This is a genomic window from Microtetraspora malaysiensis (assembly GCF_050947145.1).
In the GTDB taxonomy this organism is placed as follows: Bacteria; Actinomycetota; Actinomycetes; order Streptosporangiales; family Streptosporangiaceae; genus Microtetraspora_A; species Microtetraspora_A malaysiensis.
In genome coordinates this window covers 7,892,413-7,911,741 of record NZ_CP191998.1, presented here as the reverse complement: position 1 = coordinate 7,911,741, position 19,329 = coordinate 7,892,413, and the positions used below count along the sequence as shown (strand labels likewise).

Here is a 19,329-nt window from a genome sequence, read left to right as displayed (position 1 = left end):
CGGACGGTCAGGGTTCGGAGGAGTACTGGATCACGACGTCGGTGAAGCCGAGCGTCGTCAGCATGCCCTCCAGCATCGACCGGGTGTTCTGGTCGGCCCGCGCGCGCAGGTCGCTGGACGTGGCCGCTTCGGCGATCTTCTTCTCGGCCAGTACGTACAGCTCCTGCTGGTTCTGCGGCGAGGACGAGAGGAAGTCCGACACGCGGTCGAGCAGGCCGCGCTGCTGGGCGAACACGTACGACCGCCCGTTGTCCAGGTTGGGCTTCTCCAGCTGGGCGTGCGGGAGCCGTACGGTGACGGAGGTGCGGTCGGGGGAGACGGTGATGGCGTCCTTGGCGAGCGCGCCGAAGTCCACGTAGGCGTCGACGTTCCCCGCGCCCACGAAGAGGGTCCTGGTGCCCTTGATGGCGTCGGGCAGGAAGGCGGCGTCCTTCTCCAGATCGACGACGACCTGGAAGTTCCCGGTGGCGGCCTCGAACCGGCTCAGGTTGTGGATCGACCGCAGCAGCACGGGGCCGCTGCGGTCGAAGGTGCGCTCGCCGAACGGGTCGAGCCAGGAGAAGGCGAGCCGCGCGCCGACGACGAGGATCAGCACGACGAAGAGGAACCCGGCCAGCCACCGCCAGCCGCGCCGGGAGCGCCGGATCGGGGGTTCTGGGACCGGCGAGCCCTCGGGGGCTTGAGTCTGGCGGTTCACGGAGGGAATCTTCCCGAGATCGGCCCGAGTCTCACCTTCGCGCGGCATGTCGTGATCCGCCGGGTTCAGCGGACGCGGGAGCGCCGCCGGGCCGTCTCGCCCGCCCCGGGAGTGGGGGTCTCGTGGCGCGACGGGGCGGTGTCCTCGTGCTCGTACGGGGGGTTCATGGGGTAGCTGGGAGCGGCGGGGGGCTCCCGCCGGACGTCTCCGCCGAAGTAGCGGCTCTGCAGCCGGCAGGTGGCGAAGTCCGTGAAGAACATCCGCAGCCAGTCGCGGCGCTGCGTCTCGGTCAGCCGGGCGAACCAGGTGGCGGCGTGCCGGTGCTCGGGCAGCGGACCCGAGGGCAGCGGCTCGTCGCGCAGCCAGGCGACGACGATCGCGCGATATCCGCCGGCCGGGGAGCCGGGGCACGGCCGGGCCAGCCCTTCGACGAACTCGGACGCCGCCCGGTCCGCGTACCCGGCGTCGAGGTCGTCGACGTGGATGGGCACGACGCCCTTGCCGGCTTCCTCCGTGTCGGAGCGCGACCGCTGCTCCACCCGGTTGAACGCGGCGGGAGTGCCGGCCAGGCGGGCCGCGATCGTGGTGAACGTGCTGCCCAGCTCGCCGAGCCCGCCGCGCATCCCCGGATGCACGCACACGACGATCGGCCACTCCTGGCAGGTGTAGGCGATGTTCTCACTCGCCGCGACCTCCTGCGGCTCGCCCAGCAGCCGGGCCACCCCCGTGCCCGCGGCGAGCAGCGCGATCAGCGCGGCGGCCAGCGCGAGCGTCTGCCGGGTGATCAGTGCCGCCCATCCCAGCAGGATCGCGGTGGTGATGCCGACCAGCCACAGGGCCTGGTCGGTGAACGCCGCCGCCGGCATCATCCGCAGCGCGTCGTACGGGTCGTGCACCGCCGGCGCCAGTCGGTCGGCCCAGGGCGCGCCGCCGGCGAGCCACGTGAAGAGCGCGTACGTGCCGAAACCGGCGGCCAGCGGCGCGACGGCGACCGGGGCCACCCAGCCGACCACCCAGCCCGCGACCACATAAAGGGAGAGACCGGCGGCCCCCATGGCGACCCCGCCGGGAAGCGGGCCGTCGCCCTCCCCGGTGATCAGGGCGCGGACGGCGAGCACGGTCATGGTGGCGCCGAAGGCGCCCACCACGACCATGAGGATCGCGAGCGGCGGCCGTACCGCCTGCCACGTCGTGAGCGCGCGCAGGCGGTCGGCGCGGCGGCGGCGCGCCGCGACCCACGCGGCGAAGGCCGCGGCGACCGGACCGGTCAGCCGGAGCGACCCGATGACCGCGACCACGATGTTGTCCCAATCCATGACGCCTGGAATGAGGACGCTCCACGCGCTGACGAGCCCAAGCACGAGCAGCACGGCCAAAAGCACGACCGCGCCCTGCTTGAGTTCCTCGCGTGAAACGCCTTTTCGGCTATCCACGGCCGGGCGCGGCCCCCGGCCACGCCCAGGGCCGTGCGCGGCGCAGCGTCCGCGCCGTCACCTGCTTGTTGACCATCGAAAAACCCCCCGTGCGGGTGGGCGGCGGCGCGGACCGCGCCGGTCCCCGTGGCGCTGGTCGCAGGGCGCGCCCGCCGTCGCCTGCCGACTAGCAGACTTGGCTCGCGTTGCCCTCCGGGTTTGCCGCCGCCTCACCTTTTGACGTGGCAACCATAACGGAGCGTGATGTTTGACGCCGGAGTTCTGGGGTCAAGGAATCAATTTGGTTACACAGCGTACGCAGCGCAAACGGGACTAAGGTCGCGCTAACGTATCGCTGTGTTCATCTCGAAGCCGCTCAACCTCCCGTTCGACCCCATTGAAAGGGCCGCCGAGAGCTGGCGAGCGAACTTCGGGCCGTCCTCCGCGATGGCCGCCGTAACTTCGATCATGAGAGCCCACCAGATACTCCTGGCGCAACTGGACGCGCTGCTCAAGCCGTACGATTTGACCTTTGCGCGCTACGAGGCGCTGGTGCTGCTCACGTTCAGCAAGGCGGGCTCGCTGCCGCTCTCCAAGATCGGCGAACGGCTCATGGTGCATCCGACGAGCGTGACCAACACGGTGGACCGCCTGGAGCGGGCCGGGCTCGTGCGCCGGATGCGCAACCCGCGCGACGGGCGCGGCGTGCTCGCCGAGATCACCGACCGGGGCCGCGATGTCGTACGGCTCGCCACCGCCGATCTGATGGCCGCCGACTTCGGCCTCGCGATGTACGGCGAGAAGGAACTGGGCGAGATGTTCGACCTGCTGCGGATGCTCAGGGTCGCCGCCGGGGACTTCGCCGACTGAGACCCAGTCGGGGCCGGACGGCCTCCCGGCTGCCCGGCCCCGACGCCCCGACGCCCCGACGCGCCGGCGGACCGTGCGGTCCGCCGGCGGTCACAAGAGGGGCGCGGCCTATCGGCGGACGGCGTTCAGGGCGTCGACGATGCCCTTGCCGTAGAAGCCGTTGCCGCCCGTGCCGCCCTCGCACGTGTGCGTGTCGGTCACGGTCGAGCCGGACGGCAGGTGCCGCGTGTAGGTGAACGCCGCCGGGCTCGGGCAGGCCATGGGGGTGGCCGAGTCCAGCAGGATCCGCTCCACGGCGGCGGGGTCCATGGCCAGACGGGCCGGGCGCCGAGGGTCGTGCTTGCCGTACTTGCTGATGATCAGAGCGGCGACGCCGACAGCGCGCGGCGAGGCCATCGACGTGCCCTGGAGGTACTGGTAGTAGCCGCAGGTGGAGCCCTTGCAGTCCTTCACCACGTAGGGGACGGTCGGCTCGCCGTTCTCGTCGATCTCGCCGTTGGCGACGGCGAGCGCCTTCGGGTACGCGGCGAGGGTCGCCTTGCTGATGTCGCGCGTGTCGTCGGGCGTGTCGTACACGTCGCCGCCGGGAGCGGCGATGTGGACGAAGCCGTTGCCGTAGTTGGAGAAGTACGCCTTCCGCTTGCTGACGCCGGTCGACGCGACCGAGATCACGTGGTTGCCCTGGCCGGGCATCGACTTGCAGCCGGCCGGCGTGATCGTGCGGGGGTACGGCGCCCGGCCGGGCACGCTCGCGAAGTCCGGGCTGGTCGTGTCGACGTTGGTCTTGGTGTAGTCCATCGCCTCGTTGCCCGCCGCGCTGATCAGGGTCACGCCCCTGTTGTGCGCGTAGTCGAGCGCCCGCTGGGTCGCCTTGATGACGGTGGCCTGCTCGAGCTGGTTCTCGGGGGAGTCGGCCGGGTTGTCCACGCAGTTGAACAGCCACGGGTCGACGTAGTAGCTCATGTTCACCACGTTGATGCCGATGTCACCCGCGTAGGTGAGCGCGTCCACGGTCGGCTGCAGGAAGAAGTAGCCGGAGTCCTGGCCGGCCCGGATGTTCACGATCGTGACATTGGGGGCCACGCCCGAGACGCCGAGCTTGTTGATCGGGGACGCGATCGACGACGCGACGTGCGTGCCGTGGCCGTCGTCGTCCACGTCCACGGGGTCGACGCAGGACGCCACCTCGCAGGGGCCGTCCACCTCGTTGCCGTCGGCGTCCGTGGGGATGTCGACGGTGAAGTTGCGGCTCAGCGCCTTGCTGAAGTTGGGGGCGATGTCCGGGTGGGTGCCGTCCACTCCGGTGTCGATGATGCCGACGAGCACCCGCTTGTCGCCGCGCTCGTACTTGTGCGCCTCGTTCGCGTGGATCTGGTCAAGGTCCCACTGCAGATCGCTGAGCGGCTCGTTCGTGGGCTTCTTGCCCCTCTTGGCGTGTGCCGCGTCGGCCCTGCCCTCCTTCTCGACCGCCTTGGACTGGATGGCCCTGACCACGCCCGCCTGGAGCTTGGCGGTCTTGGGCGCGACGCCGACGGCGCGGTTGCGCGCCACCCCTTCGATCGCGGAATCGTCCCTGATCGCGGCGACGAATCCGCTGTTGGTCGTGGTGACCGTCGCCACGCCGACCGCCTCGTTGACCTTGACGATGGAACCGCCCGCGGCCTCGATCGCCTTCTGGGCGTCGGCCGCGTTCGCGCCTTCCTTGTAAAGGACGACGTACTCGGTCTGCACGGCCGGCTCGGCCGTGGTGCGCACCGCCTGCGCCGGCGACGCCAGCGTGGCCGCGGCGAGTGCCGCGGCCGCGGCGACGACAATGACGCGCTTCACATCCACCTCCATGGGGAGATCAACCATGCGCGTCTCATATTTCGGTAACGACGGCCCCTGTCATAGATCCGTGTTGCATTGCGGCCAAGGTGTGACCTTTGGCGCTGCGGTTACCCGAGTGGTGGTGCTATGGCGGGATTTAGTAGGACGTCCTAGTATTTTTCTGATGGGGGTGGGCACATGAACGCGGACGAGATCGAGGCCGGACGCGCCCGCTGGCAGGCGCGGTACGACGCGGCGATGGCACGCGGCCCCCGGAAGGAGCACCGGACGCTGTCCGGGCTGGAGGTGGCGCCCGTCTACGGGCCGGAGGGCGACGATCCCAGGTACGAGCGCATCGGCTGGCCGGGGGAGTACCCCTACACCCGAGGCCTGTACGCCACCGGATACCGGGGACGCCCCTGGACGATCCGGCAGTTCGCCGGGTTCGGCAATGCACGCCAGACCAACGAGCGCTACAAGATGATCCTCCGCAACGGCGGGGGCGGCCTCTCCGTGGCCTTCGACATGCCGACCCTGATGGGCCGCGACTCCGACGACCCGCGCGCCCTCGGCGAGGTGGGCCACTGCGGCGTCGCCGTCGACTCCGTGTCCGACATGGACGTGCTCTTCGACGGCATCCCGCTGGGCGAGGTGACCACCTCGATGACGATCAGCGGCCCCGCCGTACCGATCTTCTGCATGTACGTGGTCGCGGCCGAGCGCCAGGGCGTCCCCGCCGCGCGGCTGAACGGGACGCTGCAGACCGACATCTTCAAGGAGTACATCGCCCAGAAGGAGTGGCTGTTCCCGCCCGAGCCCCACCTGCGGCTGATCGGCGACCTGATGGAGTACTGCGTCGCCGAGATCCCGGCGTACAAGCCGCTGTCGGTCTCCGGCTACCACATCAGGGAGGCCGGGGCCACGGCCGCGCAGGAGCTGGCCTTCACGCTCGCCGACGGCTTCGGATACGTCGAGCTCGGGCTCTCACGCGGGCTCGATGTGGACGTCTTCGCCCCCGGGCTGTCGTTCTTCTTCGACGCGCACATCGACTTCTTCGAGGAGATCGCGAAGTTCCGCGCCGCGCGCCGCATCTGGGCCCGCTGGATGCGCGATGTGTACGGCGCCCGTACGGAGAAGGCCCGGTGGCTGCGGTTCCACACCCAGACGGCCGGCGTCTCGCTCACCGCCCAGCAGCCGGACAACAACATCGTCCGTACGGCGATCGAGGCGCTCGCCGCGGTCCTCGGCGGCACCAACTCGCTGCACACGAACGCGCTGGACGAGGTGCTCGCCCTGCCCTCGGAGAAGGCCGCCGAGATCGCGCTGCGCACCCAGCAGGTGATCATGGAGGAGACCGAGGTCGTCAACGTCGTCGATCCGCTGGGCGGCTCGTGGTACGTGGAGGCGCTCACCGACCGCCTGGAGGCCGAAGCGGAATCCATTTTCACGAAAATTCGGGACTTGGGGGGTGACGGCGCGATGACGTCCGGCATCCTGCGCGGGATCGAGGACGGCTGGTTCACGACCGAGATCGCCGAGTCCGCCTTCGACTACCAGCGCAAGCTGGAGAAGGGCGACAAGAAGATCGTCGGCGTGAACTGCCACACGTCCACCGTCGAGCAGCCGCTGGAGATCCTGCGGATCAGCCACGAGGTCGAGCGGGAGCAGCGTCGCGCCCTCGCCGCCCGCCGTGCCGTACGCGACCAGGCTGTCGTGGACGCCGCCCTCGCCGCCCTCGTCGCCGCCGCCCGATCGGACCGGAACATGATTCCGCCCATGCTGGACGCCGTACGGGCCGAGGCCACGCTCGGCGAGATCTGCGCCGCCCTCCGGGAGGAATGGGGCACCTACTCCGAGCCCGCGCGCTTCTGACGCGGTTCCCGCCGCCCGCGCGCGCCCGCCGCGACAGGGCTGTCGCGGCCCCGTCATGGAGCCGTTCCGCGCTGGGCGGAGCCCCCGGGCGCCCCGAGGAGGCACGGTTGGCATGGAACAGCCACGCGCGTACGGCAGGATTGGACTTATGGCAGCGGACTTCAACCGACCTGGATCGCTCTACGGCGCCGTGGACCTCGGCGCGCGCAAGCAGGCTCTGGAAGCGCAGGCGCGGCGCGAGACCGCCGCGCGTAACCCGGACGCGGCGGCGGCCACCGTCGTCGAGGTCACCGCGGCGACCTTCACAGCCGACGTCGTCGAACGCTCGATGAGCGTTCCCGTGATCGTCGAGGCCACCGTGCCGCGGGCCGAGCAGGTCCAGCAGTTCAGCCAGACGCTGGAGAAACTGGCGGCGGAGGCGGACGGCGCGTGGATCCTGGCCCGCGCGGACGTCGAGGCCAACCCGGAGCTGGCGCAGGCGCTGCGGATGCGCGCCGTGCCGACCGTCTACCTGGCCGTCCAGGGGCAGCTCATGCCCCTGTTCGAGGGCCCGCTCTCCGAGCCGCAGCTGCGTCAGGCGCTCACGCAGGTGTTCGAGCAGCTCGGCGTCGAGCTGGCCGCCCCGGGCGGGGCGGAGCAGCCGGCGGAGCCGCCGCTCGACCCGGACCTGGCCGCCGCGGACGAGGCCGTGGAGCAGGGCGACCTGGACGCCGCCCAGGCCGCGTTCGAGCGGCTCCTCGCCCGGGAGCCCGGAAACCCGGAGGCGAAGATCGGCCTCGCGGGCGTGGGGCTGGTGCGCCGCACGCAGGGTCTCGACCCGGCGGACGTGCTGGGCCGGGCCGCCGAGCAGTCCGGCGACGTCGGCCTCCAGACCCAGGCGGCCGACCTGGAGATGCTGGCCGGCGACGTGGACGCCGCCTTCGACCGGCTCATCCGCGTCGTACGGCGCAGCGCCGGAGACGACCGGGACCGGGCCAGGGTGCACCTGATCGGCCTGTTCGACACCCTGCCCGGTGACGACCCCGCCGTCTCCAAGGCGCGGCGCAACCTGGCGAGCGCGCTCTTCTGACCATGTCGGCCCGTTCCGGCCCGTGCCGTCTCCGGCGCGGGCCGGTCGGATGTGCCCCGGCCGGGGCGCTCGCCCGCGCGGAAGCCTTCGTCGCGACGTCTCCGTGACGCCGTGTCCCCGAAGGAGCGGATGCATCCCGCCGGGACCTGTAATGTGTGGACACTGGTGCGTCCCCGGCGCCGTCACGGACCGACAACGTCACGGTCTCCGGAGACGCGCATGCGCAGACAGCACATGACAACAGGAGCGTATTCACGTGGCCACCGTGCCGAGCGTCTCGTACTCGATCACCGTTCGTCTTGAGGTGCCGGCAGGCGGCAAGGCCGTCAGTCTCCTCACCCACGCGGTGGAGAGCGCCGGTGGTGTGATCACCGCGCTCGACGTCAGCACGGCCGGTCACGAGAAGCTCCGCATCGACGTGACCTGCGCCGCGAGGGACACCGATCACGCGCAGGCCCTGGTCGACGCCCTCGGCACGGTCGAGGACGTCGCCATTCACAAGGTGTCCGACCGCACCTTCCTCATGCACCTCGGCGGCAAGATCGAGATGCAGTCGAAGGTCCCGCTGCGCAACCGCGACGAGCTCTCCATGGCGTACACGCCGGGTGTGGCGCGGGTCAGCATGGCCATCGCGCGCAACCCCGAGGACGCCCGCCGGCTCACCATCAAGCGCAACTCGGTGGCCGTGGTCACCGACGGCTCGGCCGTCCTCGGCCTCGGCAACATCGGCCCGGCCGCGGCGCTGCCGGTGATGGAGGGCAAGGCGGCGCTGTTCAAGCGGTTCGCGGGCATCGACGCCTGGCCGCTCTGCCTCGACACCCAGGACGTCGACGAGATCGTGCGCACCGTCCAGCTGATCGCCCCCGGCTTCGGCGGCATCAACCTGGAGGACATCTCCGCGCCGCGCTGCTTCGAGGTCGAGCGGCGGCTGCGCGAGCTCCTCGACATCCCGGTCTTCCACGATGACCAGCACGGCACCGCGATCTGCGTGCTCGCCGCGCTGACCAACGCGCTCAAGGTGGTCGGCAAGGAGATCGGCGACGTCCGCGTCACGCTCGCCGGAGCGGGGGCGGCCGGGACGGCGGTCCTGCGCCTGCTGCTCGCCGGCGGCGTGCGCCACGTGGTGGTCTGCGACTACCTCGGCGCCGTCCACGAGGGGCGCGACGACCTCGACGAGTCGCTGCGCTGGATCGCCGAGCACACCAACGCCGAGGGATACAGCGGCGACCTGCGCGGCGCGGTCAAGGGCGCCGACGTCTTCATCGGCGTCTCCGCCCCCGGCATCCTCACCGGTGACGACATCGCGTCCATGGCCGAGGGCTCCGTGGTCTTCGCGCTCGCCAACCCCGAGCCGGAGGTCTCGCCCGACGACGCCAGGGAGCACGCGGCCGTGGTGGCGACCGGCAGGTCCGACTACCCGAACCAGATCAACAATGTGCTGGCCTTCCCCGGCGTCTTCCGCGGCCTGCTCGACGCCCAGGCCAACGTGGTCACCTCGGAGATGCTGCTCGCCGCCGCGAAGGCGCTGGCCGCCGTCGTGACGGACGAGGAGCTCGGCCCCAACTACATCATCCCGAGCGTCTTCCACCCCGACGTGGCGGGCGCGGTCGCCGCCGCCGTGCGGGAGTCGGCGGGCGGGCGGGCCCGCGGTTTCACGGAGGCCTGACCGGCCCCCGGCGGGCGCCGGATCCGCCGGGAAAGACGAAGTCGATGCCCGGGGCGGCGTGCGTGATTCCCGCCTTCTCCCTCATGATGGAGGGTATGGCGGAAGGGATCTACGTCGGTCGGCTGCTCGTCGCGACGCCACTGCTGGAAGACCCCAACTTCCGGCGCAGCGTCGTCCTCATCCTCGAGCACGACGAGAGCGGCGGCTCGCTCGGCGTCGTGCTCAACCGCCCGAGCGAGATCTCGGTGACGCAGGTGCTTCCTTCGTGGGACGCGCTGGTGACCGGCCCCTCCGTGCTCTTCGAGGGCGGCCCGGTGCAGACCGACAGCGCGCTGGCGCTCGCCGCCGTGCAGAGCGGCGGCGATCCGCTGGGCTGGCGTCGGCTGCAGTCGGGCCGGTCGGCGGCGTACCGGCTGGGCACGGTCGATCTCGACGCGCCGCCCGAGATCCTCGCCGGGGAGATCTCGCAGATGCGCATCTTCGCGGGGTACGCGGGCTGGACGTCGGGCCAGCTGCGCAATGAGGTTGAGGAGGGGGCCTGGTACATCGTCGACTCCGAGCCGGGCGACACCTTCCACGCCGACCCGTCGGAGCTCTGGCGTGCCGTGCTGCGCCGCCAGCAGGGGGAGCTCTCCTTCGTGGCGACCTATCCCGACGACCCCGAACTGAACTGACCGCGGAGCGGTACGGGTGAACGCGCGGGAGGCCGGACGCGCGGGGAGCGCGCCCGGCCGGTGCCCGGCCCGGTCAGCGCCGGGTCAGGCGGCCGTGCAGCTGAGGGACGGCGTGCCGTTCGCGCCGTCCGGGCCGTTCCGTGAGCCGAGGAAGCCGAACGTCGTGCTCGCCCCGGCGCCCAGGTCGCCGTTGTAGCTCACGTTCTTCGCGGTGACGCTCGACCCGCTCGACGTGATCGTCGCGTTCCAGGACTGTGTCACGGTCTGGCCGTCGGCGTAGGTCCACTTCACGGTCCAGCCGCCGATCGGCGCGCCGCCCGCGGCCACCGTGACCTCGCCCTGGAAGCCGCCCTGCCACTGCCCGACCACGGTGTACGACGCGGAGCACGCCCGCCCGCCGCCGGTCGGAGAGGCCGACGGGCTCGGGGACGGCGAGGGGCTGGCGGACGGCGAGGGGCTGGGGGAGCTCGACGGGCTCGCCGAGGGGGAGGGGCTGGGCGTGACGCCGCTGTAGACCGTGGCCTCCTTCGCCGTCTCCCCGATGCCGTTCGCGCCGTTGAACAGGCGCTGTCCCCAGGAGGTGAGCTGGCTGACGTTGAAGTTCGTCACCTGGTCGAGGTACTCGACACCGCCGCCGTTGCCGCTCCACGACCAGCCGAGGTAGCCGATGCCGCGCGCCTGCGCCTGCGCCATGATCGTGTCCTCGTCGGGGTCGCCGTCGGAGTGCAGGTTGCCGAACTCGCCGATCACCAGCGGCAGCCCGGCCGTCTGGAACGCCTGCAGGTAGGCGGTGATCTCGGCTGCCGTGTCGAAGACGCCGTACATGTGGATGGAGAAGACGGTGTTCTTCTGCGGGTCGGCGGCGAAGACGGTCGCGGCGGTGTCCCGCATGACGAAGCCCCAGTCCTGGCCCCAGTTCGGCGCGTCGACCATGAGCATGTGCTGGAAGCCCGCCGCGCGCATCCGGCTGATCGCGTTGGACGTCGCGGTGGTTCACGCGGAGGCGTTGTTGTTGCCGTACGGCTCGTTGCCGATGTTGATGACGACGTGGTTCTCCTGGCCGGCCAGGACACTCTTGAGGCCGATCCAGTAGTCGACTGCCTGGTCCAGGGTGTAGGCGCCGCTCTGCTCGCCGTACCCGGTGGTGTCGTGGTTCTCCAGCACGCAGATCAGCCGGTTCTGCTTGCAGAGGGCGATGACGTCGGAGACGTCGTTCGCGCTGTTGGCGGTCCACCGGCCGCCGCTCAGGACCACCCGTACAGTGTTGGCGCCGAGAGACTTGATCCCGGCGAAGGAGCCGGTCTGGCTTGGGAACCACGTGTGGGCGTGGCTGGTGCCGCGCATGATGAACTGGCTGCCGTTGGCCTCGTAGATCTTTCCGCCGCTCACCCGGAGGCCCACCGCGGCCTGCGCGGGCGCGGTGAAGGAGAGCAGCGGGATCAGGAGCGCGGCCAGGGCGGCGGCCGCGGCGGCGAATCGTGTACTCATGACCCACCTTCGATCGTGTCCTATGGGAGCGCTCCCAGGACGATAGGCGCGGGCCCTACGCCCGTGCAGGCGACGCGGGGCCGAGATCGAGGGGACGGAGGCTGGCCAGCGGGATCGGGGCGGCCGCCGATGAACGGTACATTGATCGAATTTCTGCGGAGAGGCCGAGCCGGGGCCCAGGGCCCCTTGGCCGGCCTCTCAGCGGTCCCAGCCGGGACGCAGGCAGCGCTCGGCGACGGCGAAGATCCGCTCCATGCGTTCGAGCAGAAGCGAGAGGTCGTCCGGGCCGTGTTCCAGGAGGACTCGGTTGATCGTGGCGAGGACCGACACCACGAACTGGGTGTGCAGATCGTCCACGCCGGTGCCGCGGCGGCGCGCGACCTCCTCGGCCAGCCGCCGTTCGCCCTGGGCGATCAGGCACATCTGCCCGGCGATCAGCGACGGGGTCTCCTCCATGAGCCGCCCCACCTTGACTAAGCGGTCGACCGTGGCCGGATCGCCGTCCCGCATCGTGGCCAGGGCGGTGCGCATCGCCCCCGTCACCGCCTGGTACGGTGACTCGTCCGCCGGCCGGGCGGCCAGCTCGCTCTCGAAGATCTCCTGGCCGTCGTGGCACGGGGAGAGCACGACCTCCTCCTTGGACGCGAAGTAGCGGAAGAAGGTCCGCGGCGAGACGTCCACGGCGGCCGCGATCTGGTCGACCGTCGTTATGTCGTACCCGTGTGTTAGGAACAGGTCGAGGGCAGCGTCGATCAGCGCGATCCGGGTCTTCTGCTTTTTGCGTTCCCGCAGACCCATGGTTGTCACCTTCACGAAACCCTCGTTTCATAATCTGCCACATGGCACCGTATGCCGGAAAAAAGAGTTTGTCATCTGTCATGAGGTGACATAAGTTACTCCGGTTGTCTTCTCTGGATATGGGGGGTCTCGATCATGGCTCAGGCGTTAGCCGTACAACCAGACGCGTCCGCGGGGAGCGGCAAGAGTCATCCGTGGATGACGCTGCTCGCGGTCTCGCTGGGCGTCATCATGGTGATGCTTGACGGCACCGTGGTCTCGATCGCGAACCCCGTGATCCAGGCAGATCTGAAGGCGTCGCTCTCTGATCTCCAGTGGGTGACCAGCGGCTATCTGCTCGCGCTGGCGGTCTTCCTCATCACCGCCGGCAAGCTGGGCGACCTCTTCGGCCACAAGCGGATCTTCCTGATCGGCGTGGCCGGCTTCGCGTTGACGTCACTGGCGATCGGCCTCAGCGGCTCGGTCGGCGCGCTGATCGCGCTCCGCGTGCTGCAGGGTCTCTTCGGTGCGATGCTGCAGCCCGCCGCGCTCGCGCTGCTGCGCTCCGCCTTCCCGGGTGAGAGGCTCAACATGGCGATGGGCGCGTGGGGAGCGATCATCGGCCTGTCCAGCGCCGGCGGTCCGATCATCGGCGGCCTGCTCGTGGAGAACGTGAGCTGGCAGTCGGTCTTCTTCATCAACGTGCCCGTCGGCGTCATCGCGCTCGCCGTCGGTCTGTGGGTGCTTCAGGAGAGCAGGGCGCAGACGCTGTCGCGGGTCGACTGGCTGGGCGTCGTGCTGTTGTCCGGCACGATGTTCTCGCTGGTGTGGGCGATCATCAAGGCCCCCGAGTGGGGCTGGGGCGACCCGTGGACCATCGGGTTCATCGCCGCGACCGTGGTGATCGGCGCGATCTTCCTGTTCTGGCAGTCCCGCGCGCGGGAGCCCCTGCTGCCGCTCAGCCTGTTCCGGAACGTCTCGGTCTCCATCGGCACCGGTCTGATGATCATGGTCGCGTTCTCGATGTTCGGCGCCATGTTCTTCCTCACGTTCTTTTTCCAGGGCGTGCACGGGCTGTCCCCGATGGACTCCGGTCTGCGGATGCTGCCGATGAGCGCCGGCATGATCGTCGCGTCGCCGCTCGCGGGCGTCCTCATCGGGAAGCTCGGCCCGAAGATCACCATCGCGGGCGGCATGCTGGTCACCGCGGTCGCGATGTTCCTGATGTCCCGGCTGGGCATGGACGCCGCGTTCATCGACACGGCGATCCCGTTCGTCCTGCTCGCGTTCGGCCTCTCGCCGGTCTTCGTCGGCGCGACCGAGATCATCGTGGGCAACGCGCCGGAGGACCTCAGCGGCGTCGCCGGCGGTGTGCAGCAGTCGGCCATGCAGGTCGGCGGCGCGCTCGGCACCGCCATCCTGGGCGCCGTCGTGTCGTCGAAGGTGGCGGAAATGTTCGTCGGCAACCTCGGTCCGGCCGCGTCGGGGATCTCGCCGAAGGATCTCGCCCTCATGGAGAAGGCCGCCGCCGTGGGCGTGGCCCCTCAGGGGCTTCCCGAGCCGATGGGCAGCCTCATCACCAAGGCGGCGCACCTGTCCTTCATGGAGGGCCTGCACCTCGGTTTCACCGTGAGCACAGGCGTCGCCGTCCTGGCCGCTCTCCTCGCCCTCTTCGTGAAGGCGGGCCGCAAGACGGAGGGCGCGCCCGTCCACGTGGGCTGACCCCGTCCCGCACCGTGCCGGCCACCCAGTGTGTGGCGTTCCTCCCAGGTGTGGCGCCTATCCGCCCCGCCGGTCCTCCCTCTCCCGGGCGGACCGGGCGGGGCGGTTTCCTTTCCCGCGTAAAATCGGTACTCGTGAGCGGTACGAAGATTCTTCCCGAGAGCGATGTCACTCCGAGGCTCTCGCACGGGGACGGCGACCACGAGCGGTTCTCGCACTACGCCGACAAGAACAAGATCACCGAGAGCATGGTGACCGGCACGCCGATCCGCGCCCTCTGCGGCAAGATCTGGGTGCCCAGCCGGGATCCGAAGAAGTACCCCGTCTGCCCGGAATGCAAGGAGATCTACGAGGGGCTGCCCAAGGGAGAGCCCTCCGACGAGTGAGTGTCGATCCGGGATGACCGCTCCCGGTGCGGCTAGCGTCAGCTGTCTGTCTGACCAGTCGTATCGGGGGAGCGAATGGCCCGGCGCGTGCTCGCCGTCTCTTTGGCATGTCTGTTCACGGTGTGCGGGTTTCCCGCCGAGAGCCGAGCCGGGTCCACCGGAGCCAGAGATGTGTGCCGGGCTCGGGCGCACCATGACGCCCCCGCCAGACTGGCGGAGCCGCGCGCTCCGGACACCCGGCAGATCCGCCGGATGTCCGCCGACCTTCACCGCCGCCTGGCACAGGTGAAGGCCACGAGCCGGAGCGGGCAGGTCCGGAAGGCCGTCGAGGTCATCACCGTGCCGCTGTGGGTGCACGTCATCAAGGACGGCGCGTTCGGCGCGCCGGACTCCGCGGTCCGCCGGCAGGTGGACGCGCTCAACGCCGCCTACGGCGGCAAGGTGGGCGGCGCCGACACCGGTTTCCGCTTCGACCTCAAGGGCATCACCCACACCGCCAACGCCCAGTGGTTCCGCGATCCCGTCGCGCACGAGGATCCGATGAAGCGCAAGCTCCGGACCGGCGGGCCGGAGACGCTGAACCTCTACGTCGGCCAGCTCAGCCAGCTCGTTCTCGGATACGCCACGTACCCGTACTGGTACAGGAACGAGCCGAAGCTCGACGGCGTGGTGATCGACTGGCGCAGCATGCCCGGAGGGCCGCTGGTCAACTTCGACCGTGGCTACACCGCCGTACACGAGATCGGCCATTGGTTCGGCCTGCTGCACACCTTCGAGAACGGCTGCAAGCCTCCGGGTGACTCCGTGGACGACACGCCTCCGGAGGCGTCACCCAGCCCCGGTTGCCCCGCGCGCAGAGACTCCTGCCCCTCCCCAGGTGACGACCCGGTCCACAACTTCATGGACTACGGGTACGACCGGTGCATGTACGAGTTCACCGCGGGACAGGCGGCCCGGATGCATGAGATGTGGGACACCTACCGCCGGTCGCGGGCCTGAGCCTGCCGGCGGCGAATGCCGGGATCCCCGTTGACGGGCGGCCGCGGGCATGACTAACTCCTGAGCAGCGCTCGTGCCGCCGGGCGCGGTTCAGGAGGCGCCGTGGACGAGGAATGGGCGCGCCGGGTGTGGCCGCCCTCCGACCAGGACGACACCGTCCGGCCCGACCCTCCGCGCGGCGGTGCCGTCCCGCCCGGCGCCGGTCCGGATGCCGCCGAAGGTGGTGGGACTGGGGGAGCCGGGCAGGGCGCCTTCTTCGACGACGACCTCGGCGAGAGCCTGCCGCCGTCGGCCAGCCGGTACGGCACGCCGACCCCGCCGCCGCGCCGCATGCCCCGCTGGCTCGTCCGCCTCATCGTCGGCACCCTCGCCTCGGCGGCGGCCGGCCTGGTGATCGGCGTGCTGGTCGTCACCGTCATGGGCGGCGCTCCCGCCGGTACGGTCGACGACCCGCTGGCCCGGGTCGCGTACGACCTGCCTCCCGGCTGGCGGGAGGGCGTCGTCGCTCCGGTCACCGGGTTCACGTCGGTGGCCGTCCACGAGGGGCAGGCCACGGTGATGGTCCGGCGTGGCGAGCGGGCGGACCCGGCCGACCCCCGCCCGGCGGTGGTTTCCCTGACCGATATGTACGGCCGGCTGCTGCTCCGCGGCGACAAGATCGACGTCGTGGACGACCGGGCGGTGACCGCGGGCTCCCGCCGGGGCTACACGCGTGCCCTGCGCGCGGACTACCGGGACGCCGTGAACCAGCCCGCCTTCCTCCGCGTGACATTGCTCGTGGACGCCGAAGGCACCAGCACCGTGCTCCTGGGGCTCGCCCACCCCGACGAACCGGTCGCCCGCGCGGAGATCGACGCCGTCATGGCCGCCGTACGCTGACGGATTTCCCCTCGTCCGGCATTCGGGCGGACGCGAGCCGCGGCCACACAACCGGCGCCCATCGTGATCATCGCCCCCAGCGCCGCCCATGAGGGGTGACGGCCCCCGCATCCGGCGTCGCCGGGCAGGTGGGGCGGTTGGCACGGACGACTGTGAGGCATTTCTCAGCGCCGCGGGCGCCGTAGCACAGCGGGACAATCGCCGCCAGGATCTCGACAGGTCGGCACGTCTTGTCGGTCGGGCGGGCTACTCTGAGGTCACTGTGAGGGAGCGAACCGATAGATACAGCATTGTTCCAACGGGATGGGGGAGGCGTCGTTGAGCGTATCCGCCGCATCGCATCTCTCGCCCTCCTATCCCGACCGCGCCGCCTGGGGCACCGCGCCCAAGCTGCGTGCCTGGCAGCAGGAGGCGTTCGACCTCTACCTCCGGCGTGAGCCGAGGGATTTCCTCACTGTCGCGACGCCGGGCGCGGGAAAGACCACGTACGCCCTGCGGATCGCCAGCGAACTGCTCTCGCGCGGCGTCATCAAGGCCGTGACCGTCGTCACCCCCACCGAGCACCTCAAGCGGCAGTGGGCCGACGCCGCCAGCCGGGTCGGCATCGCCATCGACCCCGAGTTCAAGAACAGCCAGGGCGCCACCTCGCGTGACTTCACCGGCGTCGCCATCACGTACGCCCAGGTCGCGATGCACCCGGCGTTGCACCGGGCGCGCACCGAGGCGCGCAAGACGCTGGTCATCTTCGACGAGATCCACCACGCGGGCGACGCGAAGTCGTGGGGTGACGGCGTCCGAGAGGCGTTCGAGCCGGCCACCAGGCGGCTGTCGCTGACCGGCACGCCGTTCCGTTCCGACGACAGCCCGATCCCCTTCGTCACGTACGTCGAAGACGGCGACGGCACGATGCGCAGCGCCTCCGACTACTCCTACGGGTACGGCCCGGCGCTGCGCGACGGGGTCGTGCGCCCGGTCATCTTCCTCGCCTATTCCGGTGAGATGAAGTGGCGGACGCGGGCGGGCGACGAGATCGCCGCCACGCTCGGCACCCCGCTGACCAAGGACCAGCTCTCCCAGGCGTGGCGGGCCGCGCTCGACCCGAAGGGCGACTGGATCCGCCAGGTCATCCACGCGGCCGACCGGCGGCTGACCGAGGTGCGCCGAGGCGTCCCCGACGCCGGAGGGCTCATCATCGCCTCCGATCACGAGTCGGCCCGCGCGTACGCCCGGCACATCAGGACGGTGGCCGGCGAGGGGGCCACAATCGTGCTCTCCGACGACCCGGACGCCTCCAAGAAGATCAAGGAGTTCACCGCCTCCCAGGCGCGCTGGCTGGTCGCGGTCCGCATGGTGTCGGAGGGGGTGGACATCCCCCGGCTCGCCGTCGGGGTCTACGCCACCAGCACCTCCACGCCGCTGTTCTTCGCGCAGGCGGTCGGACGTTTCGTCCGGGCCCGCAAGCGAGGCGAGATGGCGTCCGTCTTCGTGCCCAGCGTTCCGGTCCTGATGGGCCTGGCCGCCGAGATGGAGGAGGAGCGCGACCACGTCCTGGGCCGTGCGCAGGCCGAGGACGGGCTGGACGACTCCCTGCTCGAACGCGCCCAGCAGGAGCGCAACCAGCCGGACGCGCTCGGGGACGAGCTGCCGTTCCAGACGCTGGAGGCGTCCGCGACGTTCGACCGGGTGCTGTTCGACGGCGGCGAGTTCGGCACCGCGGCCGCGCCCGGCTCTCCCGAGGAGGAGGACTTCATCGGCCTCCCCGGGCTGCTTGAGCCCGACCAGGTGGCGTCCCTGCTGCGCAGGCGGCAGGCCGACCAGCAGGCCGCCAAGCGGCGGAAGGGCGCTCCGGAGCCCGCGCCCGCCCTCGCCCCGCACGAGCAAATGCAGGAGCTGCGCAAGGAGCTCAACGGCCTGGTCGGCGCGTGGAACCACCGCACCGGCCAGCCGCACGGCGTCATCCACGCGGAGCTGCGCCGCTCCTGCGGCGGGCCGGCGATCGCGCAGGCCTCGGCGGAGCAGATCAAGGAACGCATCGCCATGATCAGAAAGTGGGCCACCCAGCGGAGGTGAGCCCCCGCTCCTGATCGCGGCGAACGGTGTCTGTGGGGCCGGGTTCCGTACGGCCCGCCCCACAGCCTCGTGACGGCGGCGGCTACGGCGTCACCACGGCTCGCATCCGGTGGGGCGGCACGGCCTCACCGGCATCCATGCCGCCGTCCATGGCGGGCGGCAGGCGACGTCAGCCGTTCGACGGGCGTTTCTCCGGGATGCGGTGGCCGGTGCGGCCGTCGACGGCCAGCAGCCGGACGCCGGGGCGCAGCGGCGGCATGAGCGTCAGGTCGAGCGCCGCCCGTCCTTCGGCGACGTGTACGGGCAGCGTCCGGGCCTGCCGTCCCTGGATGTCGTCGCCGCGCGCGGGCCCCTCCTCCAGCCAGATCCGCAGCTGGCGGCCGGCGCGCCGGAAGGTCACCGTCGCCGTCCCGCACTGCTGGGGCGCCGCCGTCCAGTAGATCGTCATGCTCCGCACGCCTTCGTGCCCGCGCCGCTCCGGCCGTACGAACTCGGGGGCGGGAGCGCGGGTCGCGCAGGCGGGGGAGGCGGACGCGGACGGCGTGGGGGTGTGCGCCACGACGTCCCCGGACTCTCCGGCCATGCCGTGCCTGGCCATCTCGTGCGACGGCTGGTCCGTCCAGGCGACGGCCAGTGTGGCCGCCTCCAACGTCGCCAGCGTCAGCACTCCGGTCAGGCGGGCGAGCCTGGTCTGGTCGCGACCGAAGAGCCGCCAGATGCAGATGGGAGTGAGGACGAGCCAGGACAGGCCGAGCAGGAACGCGAACATCGACGCCGCCAATCGCGAGGAGTTGTCACTCTACGTAACACACCTCTCGCGCTTCGTGCGGGCCAAATTGAACATTCGCTCGCCATCCCCGCCTGTACGCCCCGCGGAAAGCCGGGGGAGACGAGCGCCTCGACGCGCCCCGCTTTCAGGGGGCTCAGGGGGCGGCCAGG

At 70.8% G+C, this 19,329-nt stretch carries 16 protein-coding genes and 1 pseudogene; 10 read left to right on the top strand and 7 right to left on the bottom strand.

The annotated features are described in order from the left end of the window. Window positions 1-7: 7 nt before the first annotated feature. Together ACQP1V_RS37065 and ACQP1V_RS37060 are read right to left on the bottom strand one after the other, a co-directional pair. Complete coding sequence (locus ACQP1V_RS37065; RefSeq protein WP_245658049.1) at window positions 8-697, bottom strand: DUF4230 domain-containing protein; 690 nt, start codon at window positions 695-697, stop codon at window positions 8-10. 65 nt (window positions 698-762) lie between these two features. After that, the gene (locus ACQP1V_RS37060) at window positions 763-2,067 is read right to left on the bottom strand and encodes a hypothetical protein (RefSeq protein WP_433415246.1); all 1,305 of its coding nucleotides are present in this window, start codon (window positions 2,065-2,067) and stop codon (window positions 763-765) included. A 405-nt stretch (window positions 2,068-2,472) separates the two neighbouring features. Here ACQP1V_RS37060 and ACQP1V_RS37055 point away from each other — a divergent pair, with 405 nt between their 5' ends. Further along, window positions 2,473-2,979: a MarR family winged helix-turn-helix transcriptional regulator gene (locus ACQP1V_RS37055; protein WP_433426078.1), complete on the top strand. Its 507-nt coding sequence runs from the start codon at window positions 2,473-2,475 to the stop codon at window positions 2,977-2,979. A 108-nt stretch (window positions 2,980-3,087) separates the two neighbouring features. On the opposite strand, the gene ACQP1V_RS37050 is transcribed toward ACQP1V_RS37055, so the two are convergent. Beyond that, window positions 3,088-4,806 (bottom strand): S8 family serine peptidase, encoded by a 1,719-nt coding sequence (locus ACQP1V_RS37050; protein ID WP_433415244.1) that lies wholly within the window; start codon window positions 4,804-4,806, stop codon window positions 3,088-3,090. A 180-nt stretch (window positions 4,807-4,986) separates the two neighbouring features. On the opposite strand from ACQP1V_RS37050, the gene ACQP1V_RS37045 reads away from it, so the two are divergent. From ACQP1V_RS37045 to ACQP1V_RS37030, 4 genes are all read left to right on the top strand, one after another. Further along, window positions 4,987-6,660, top strand: a complete 1,674-nt coding sequence (locus ACQP1V_RS37045; protein ID WP_433415242.1) for an acyl-CoA mutase large subunit family protein — start codon at window positions 4,987-4,989, stop codon at window positions 6,658-6,660. A 148-nt stretch (window positions 6,661-6,808) separates the two neighbouring features. After that, the gene (locus ACQP1V_RS37040) at window positions 6,809-7,729 is read left to right on the top strand and encodes a co-chaperone YbbN (protein ID WP_433415240.1); all 921 of its coding nucleotides are present in this window, start codon (window positions 6,809-6,811) and stop codon (window positions 7,727-7,729) included. Between the two features lie 256 nt (window positions 7,730-7,985). After that, a complete protein-coding gene (locus tag ACQP1V_RS37035) occupies window positions 7,986-9,395 on the top strand; it encodes an NAD-dependent malic enzyme (protein WP_387411616.1) in 1,410 nt (469 codons plus the stop codon). 95 nt (window positions 9,396-9,490) lie between these two features. Next, the gene (locus ACQP1V_RS37030; protein WP_433218489.1) at window positions 9,491-10,069 is read left to right on the top strand and encodes a YqgE/AlgH family protein; all 579 of its coding nucleotides are present in this window, start codon (window positions 9,491-9,493) and stop codon (window positions 10,067-10,069) included. 84 nt (window positions 10,070-10,153) lie between these two features. Here the strand turns inward: ACQP1V_RS37030 and ACQP1V_RS37025 are convergent, their stop codons facing one another. The 3 genes and pseudogenes from ACQP1V_RS37025 to ACQP1V_RS37015 all read right to left on the bottom strand — a co-directional run bounded on the left by ACQP1V_RS37025 (window position 10,154) and on the right by ACQP1V_RS37015 (window position 12,355). Further along, entirely contained in the window at window positions 10,154-10,678 is a 525-nt protein-coding gene (locus ACQP1V_RS37025) for a cellulose binding domain-containing protein (protein WP_433426076.1), read from the bottom strand. Window positions 10,679-10,717: 39 nt separating this feature from the next. After that, window positions 10,718-11,557, bottom strand: a pseudogene (locus tag ACQP1V_RS37020) (glycoside hydrolase family 5 protein); the annotation flags it as partial. 198 nt (window positions 11,558-11,755) lie between these two features. After that, window positions 11,756-12,355: a TetR family transcriptional regulator gene (locus ACQP1V_RS37015; protein ID WP_433415239.1), complete on the bottom strand. Its 600-nt coding sequence runs from the start codon at window positions 12,353-12,355 to the stop codon at window positions 11,756-11,758. 135 nt (window positions 12,356-12,490) lie between these two features. Between ACQP1V_RS37015 and ACQP1V_RS37010 the strand changes: the two genes are divergently transcribed. From ACQP1V_RS37010 to ACQP1V_RS36990, 5 genes are all read left to right on the top strand, one after another. Next, window positions 12,491-14,056, top strand: coding sequence for a DHA2 family efflux MFS transporter permease subunit (locus tag ACQP1V_RS37010; protein WP_433415237.1), 1,566 nt, complete (start codon window positions 12,491-12,493; stop codon window positions 14,054-14,056). 134 nt (window positions 14,057-14,190) lie between these two features. Continuing rightward, window positions 14,191-14,442 carry a DUF3039 domain-containing protein gene (locus ACQP1V_RS37005; protein WP_067124932.1) on the top strand — a complete coding sequence of 84 codons (252 nt, stop codon included), beginning with the start codon at window positions 14,191-14,193 and terminating at the stop codon, window positions 14,440-14,442. Between the two features lie 252 nt (window positions 14,443-14,694). After that, window positions 14,695-15,441: a zinc metalloprotease gene (locus ACQP1V_RS37000; protein ID WP_433415235.1), complete on the top strand. Its 747-nt coding sequence runs from the start codon at window positions 14,695-14,697 to the stop codon at window positions 15,439-15,441. Window positions 15,442-15,543: 102 nt separating this feature from the next. Next, window positions 15,544-16,320: a hypothetical protein gene (locus ACQP1V_RS36995; protein ID WP_433415233.1), complete on the top strand. Its 777-nt coding sequence runs from the start codon at window positions 15,544-15,546 to the stop codon at window positions 16,318-16,320. Between the two features lie 318 nt (window positions 16,321-16,638). After that, window positions 16,639-18,390: a DEAD/DEAH box helicase gene (locus ACQP1V_RS36990; RefSeq protein WP_433415231.1), complete on the top strand. Its 1,752-nt coding sequence runs from the start codon at window positions 16,639-16,641 to the stop codon at window positions 18,388-18,390. Window positions 18,391-18,559: 169 nt separating this feature from the next. On the opposite strand, the gene ACQP1V_RS36985 is transcribed toward ACQP1V_RS36990, so the two are convergent. Continuing rightward, complete coding sequence (locus tag ACQP1V_RS36985; protein WP_433415230.1) at window positions 18,560-19,159, bottom strand: hypothetical protein; 600 nt, start codon at window positions 19,157-19,159, stop codon at window positions 18,560-18,562. Window positions 19,160-19,329: the final 170 nt, after the last annotated feature.

Coding starts and splice junctions, on each gene's coding strand:
- ACQP1V_RS37015 (WP_433415239.1), bottom strand. CDS start 12,355: ATGGGTCTGCGGGAACGCAAAAAGCAGAAGACCCGGATCGCGCTGATC.
- ACQP1V_RS37030 (WP_433218489.1), top strand. CDS start 9,491: ATGGCGGAAGGGATCTACGTCGGTCGGCTGCTCGTCGCGACGCCACTG.
- ACQP1V_RS36985 (WP_433415230.1), bottom strand. CDS start 19,159: ATGTTCGCGTTCCTGCTCGGCCTGTCCTGGCTCGTCCTCACTCCCATC.
- ACQP1V_RS37010 (WP_433415237.1), top strand. CDS start 12,491: ATGGCTCAGGCGTTAGCCGTACAACCAGACGCGTCCGCGGGGAGCGGC.
- ACQP1V_RS37040 (WP_433415240.1), top strand. CDS start 6,809: ATGGCAGCGGACTTCAACCGACCTGGATCGCTCTACGGCGCCGTGGAC.
- ACQP1V_RS37000 (WP_433415235.1), top strand. CDS start 14,695: ATGTCCGCCGACCTTCACCGCCGCCTGGCACAGGTGAAGGCCACGAGC.
- ACQP1V_RS37045 (WP_433415242.1), top strand. CDS start 4,987: ATGAACGCGGACGAGATCGAGGCCGGACGCGCCCGCTGGCAGGCGCGG.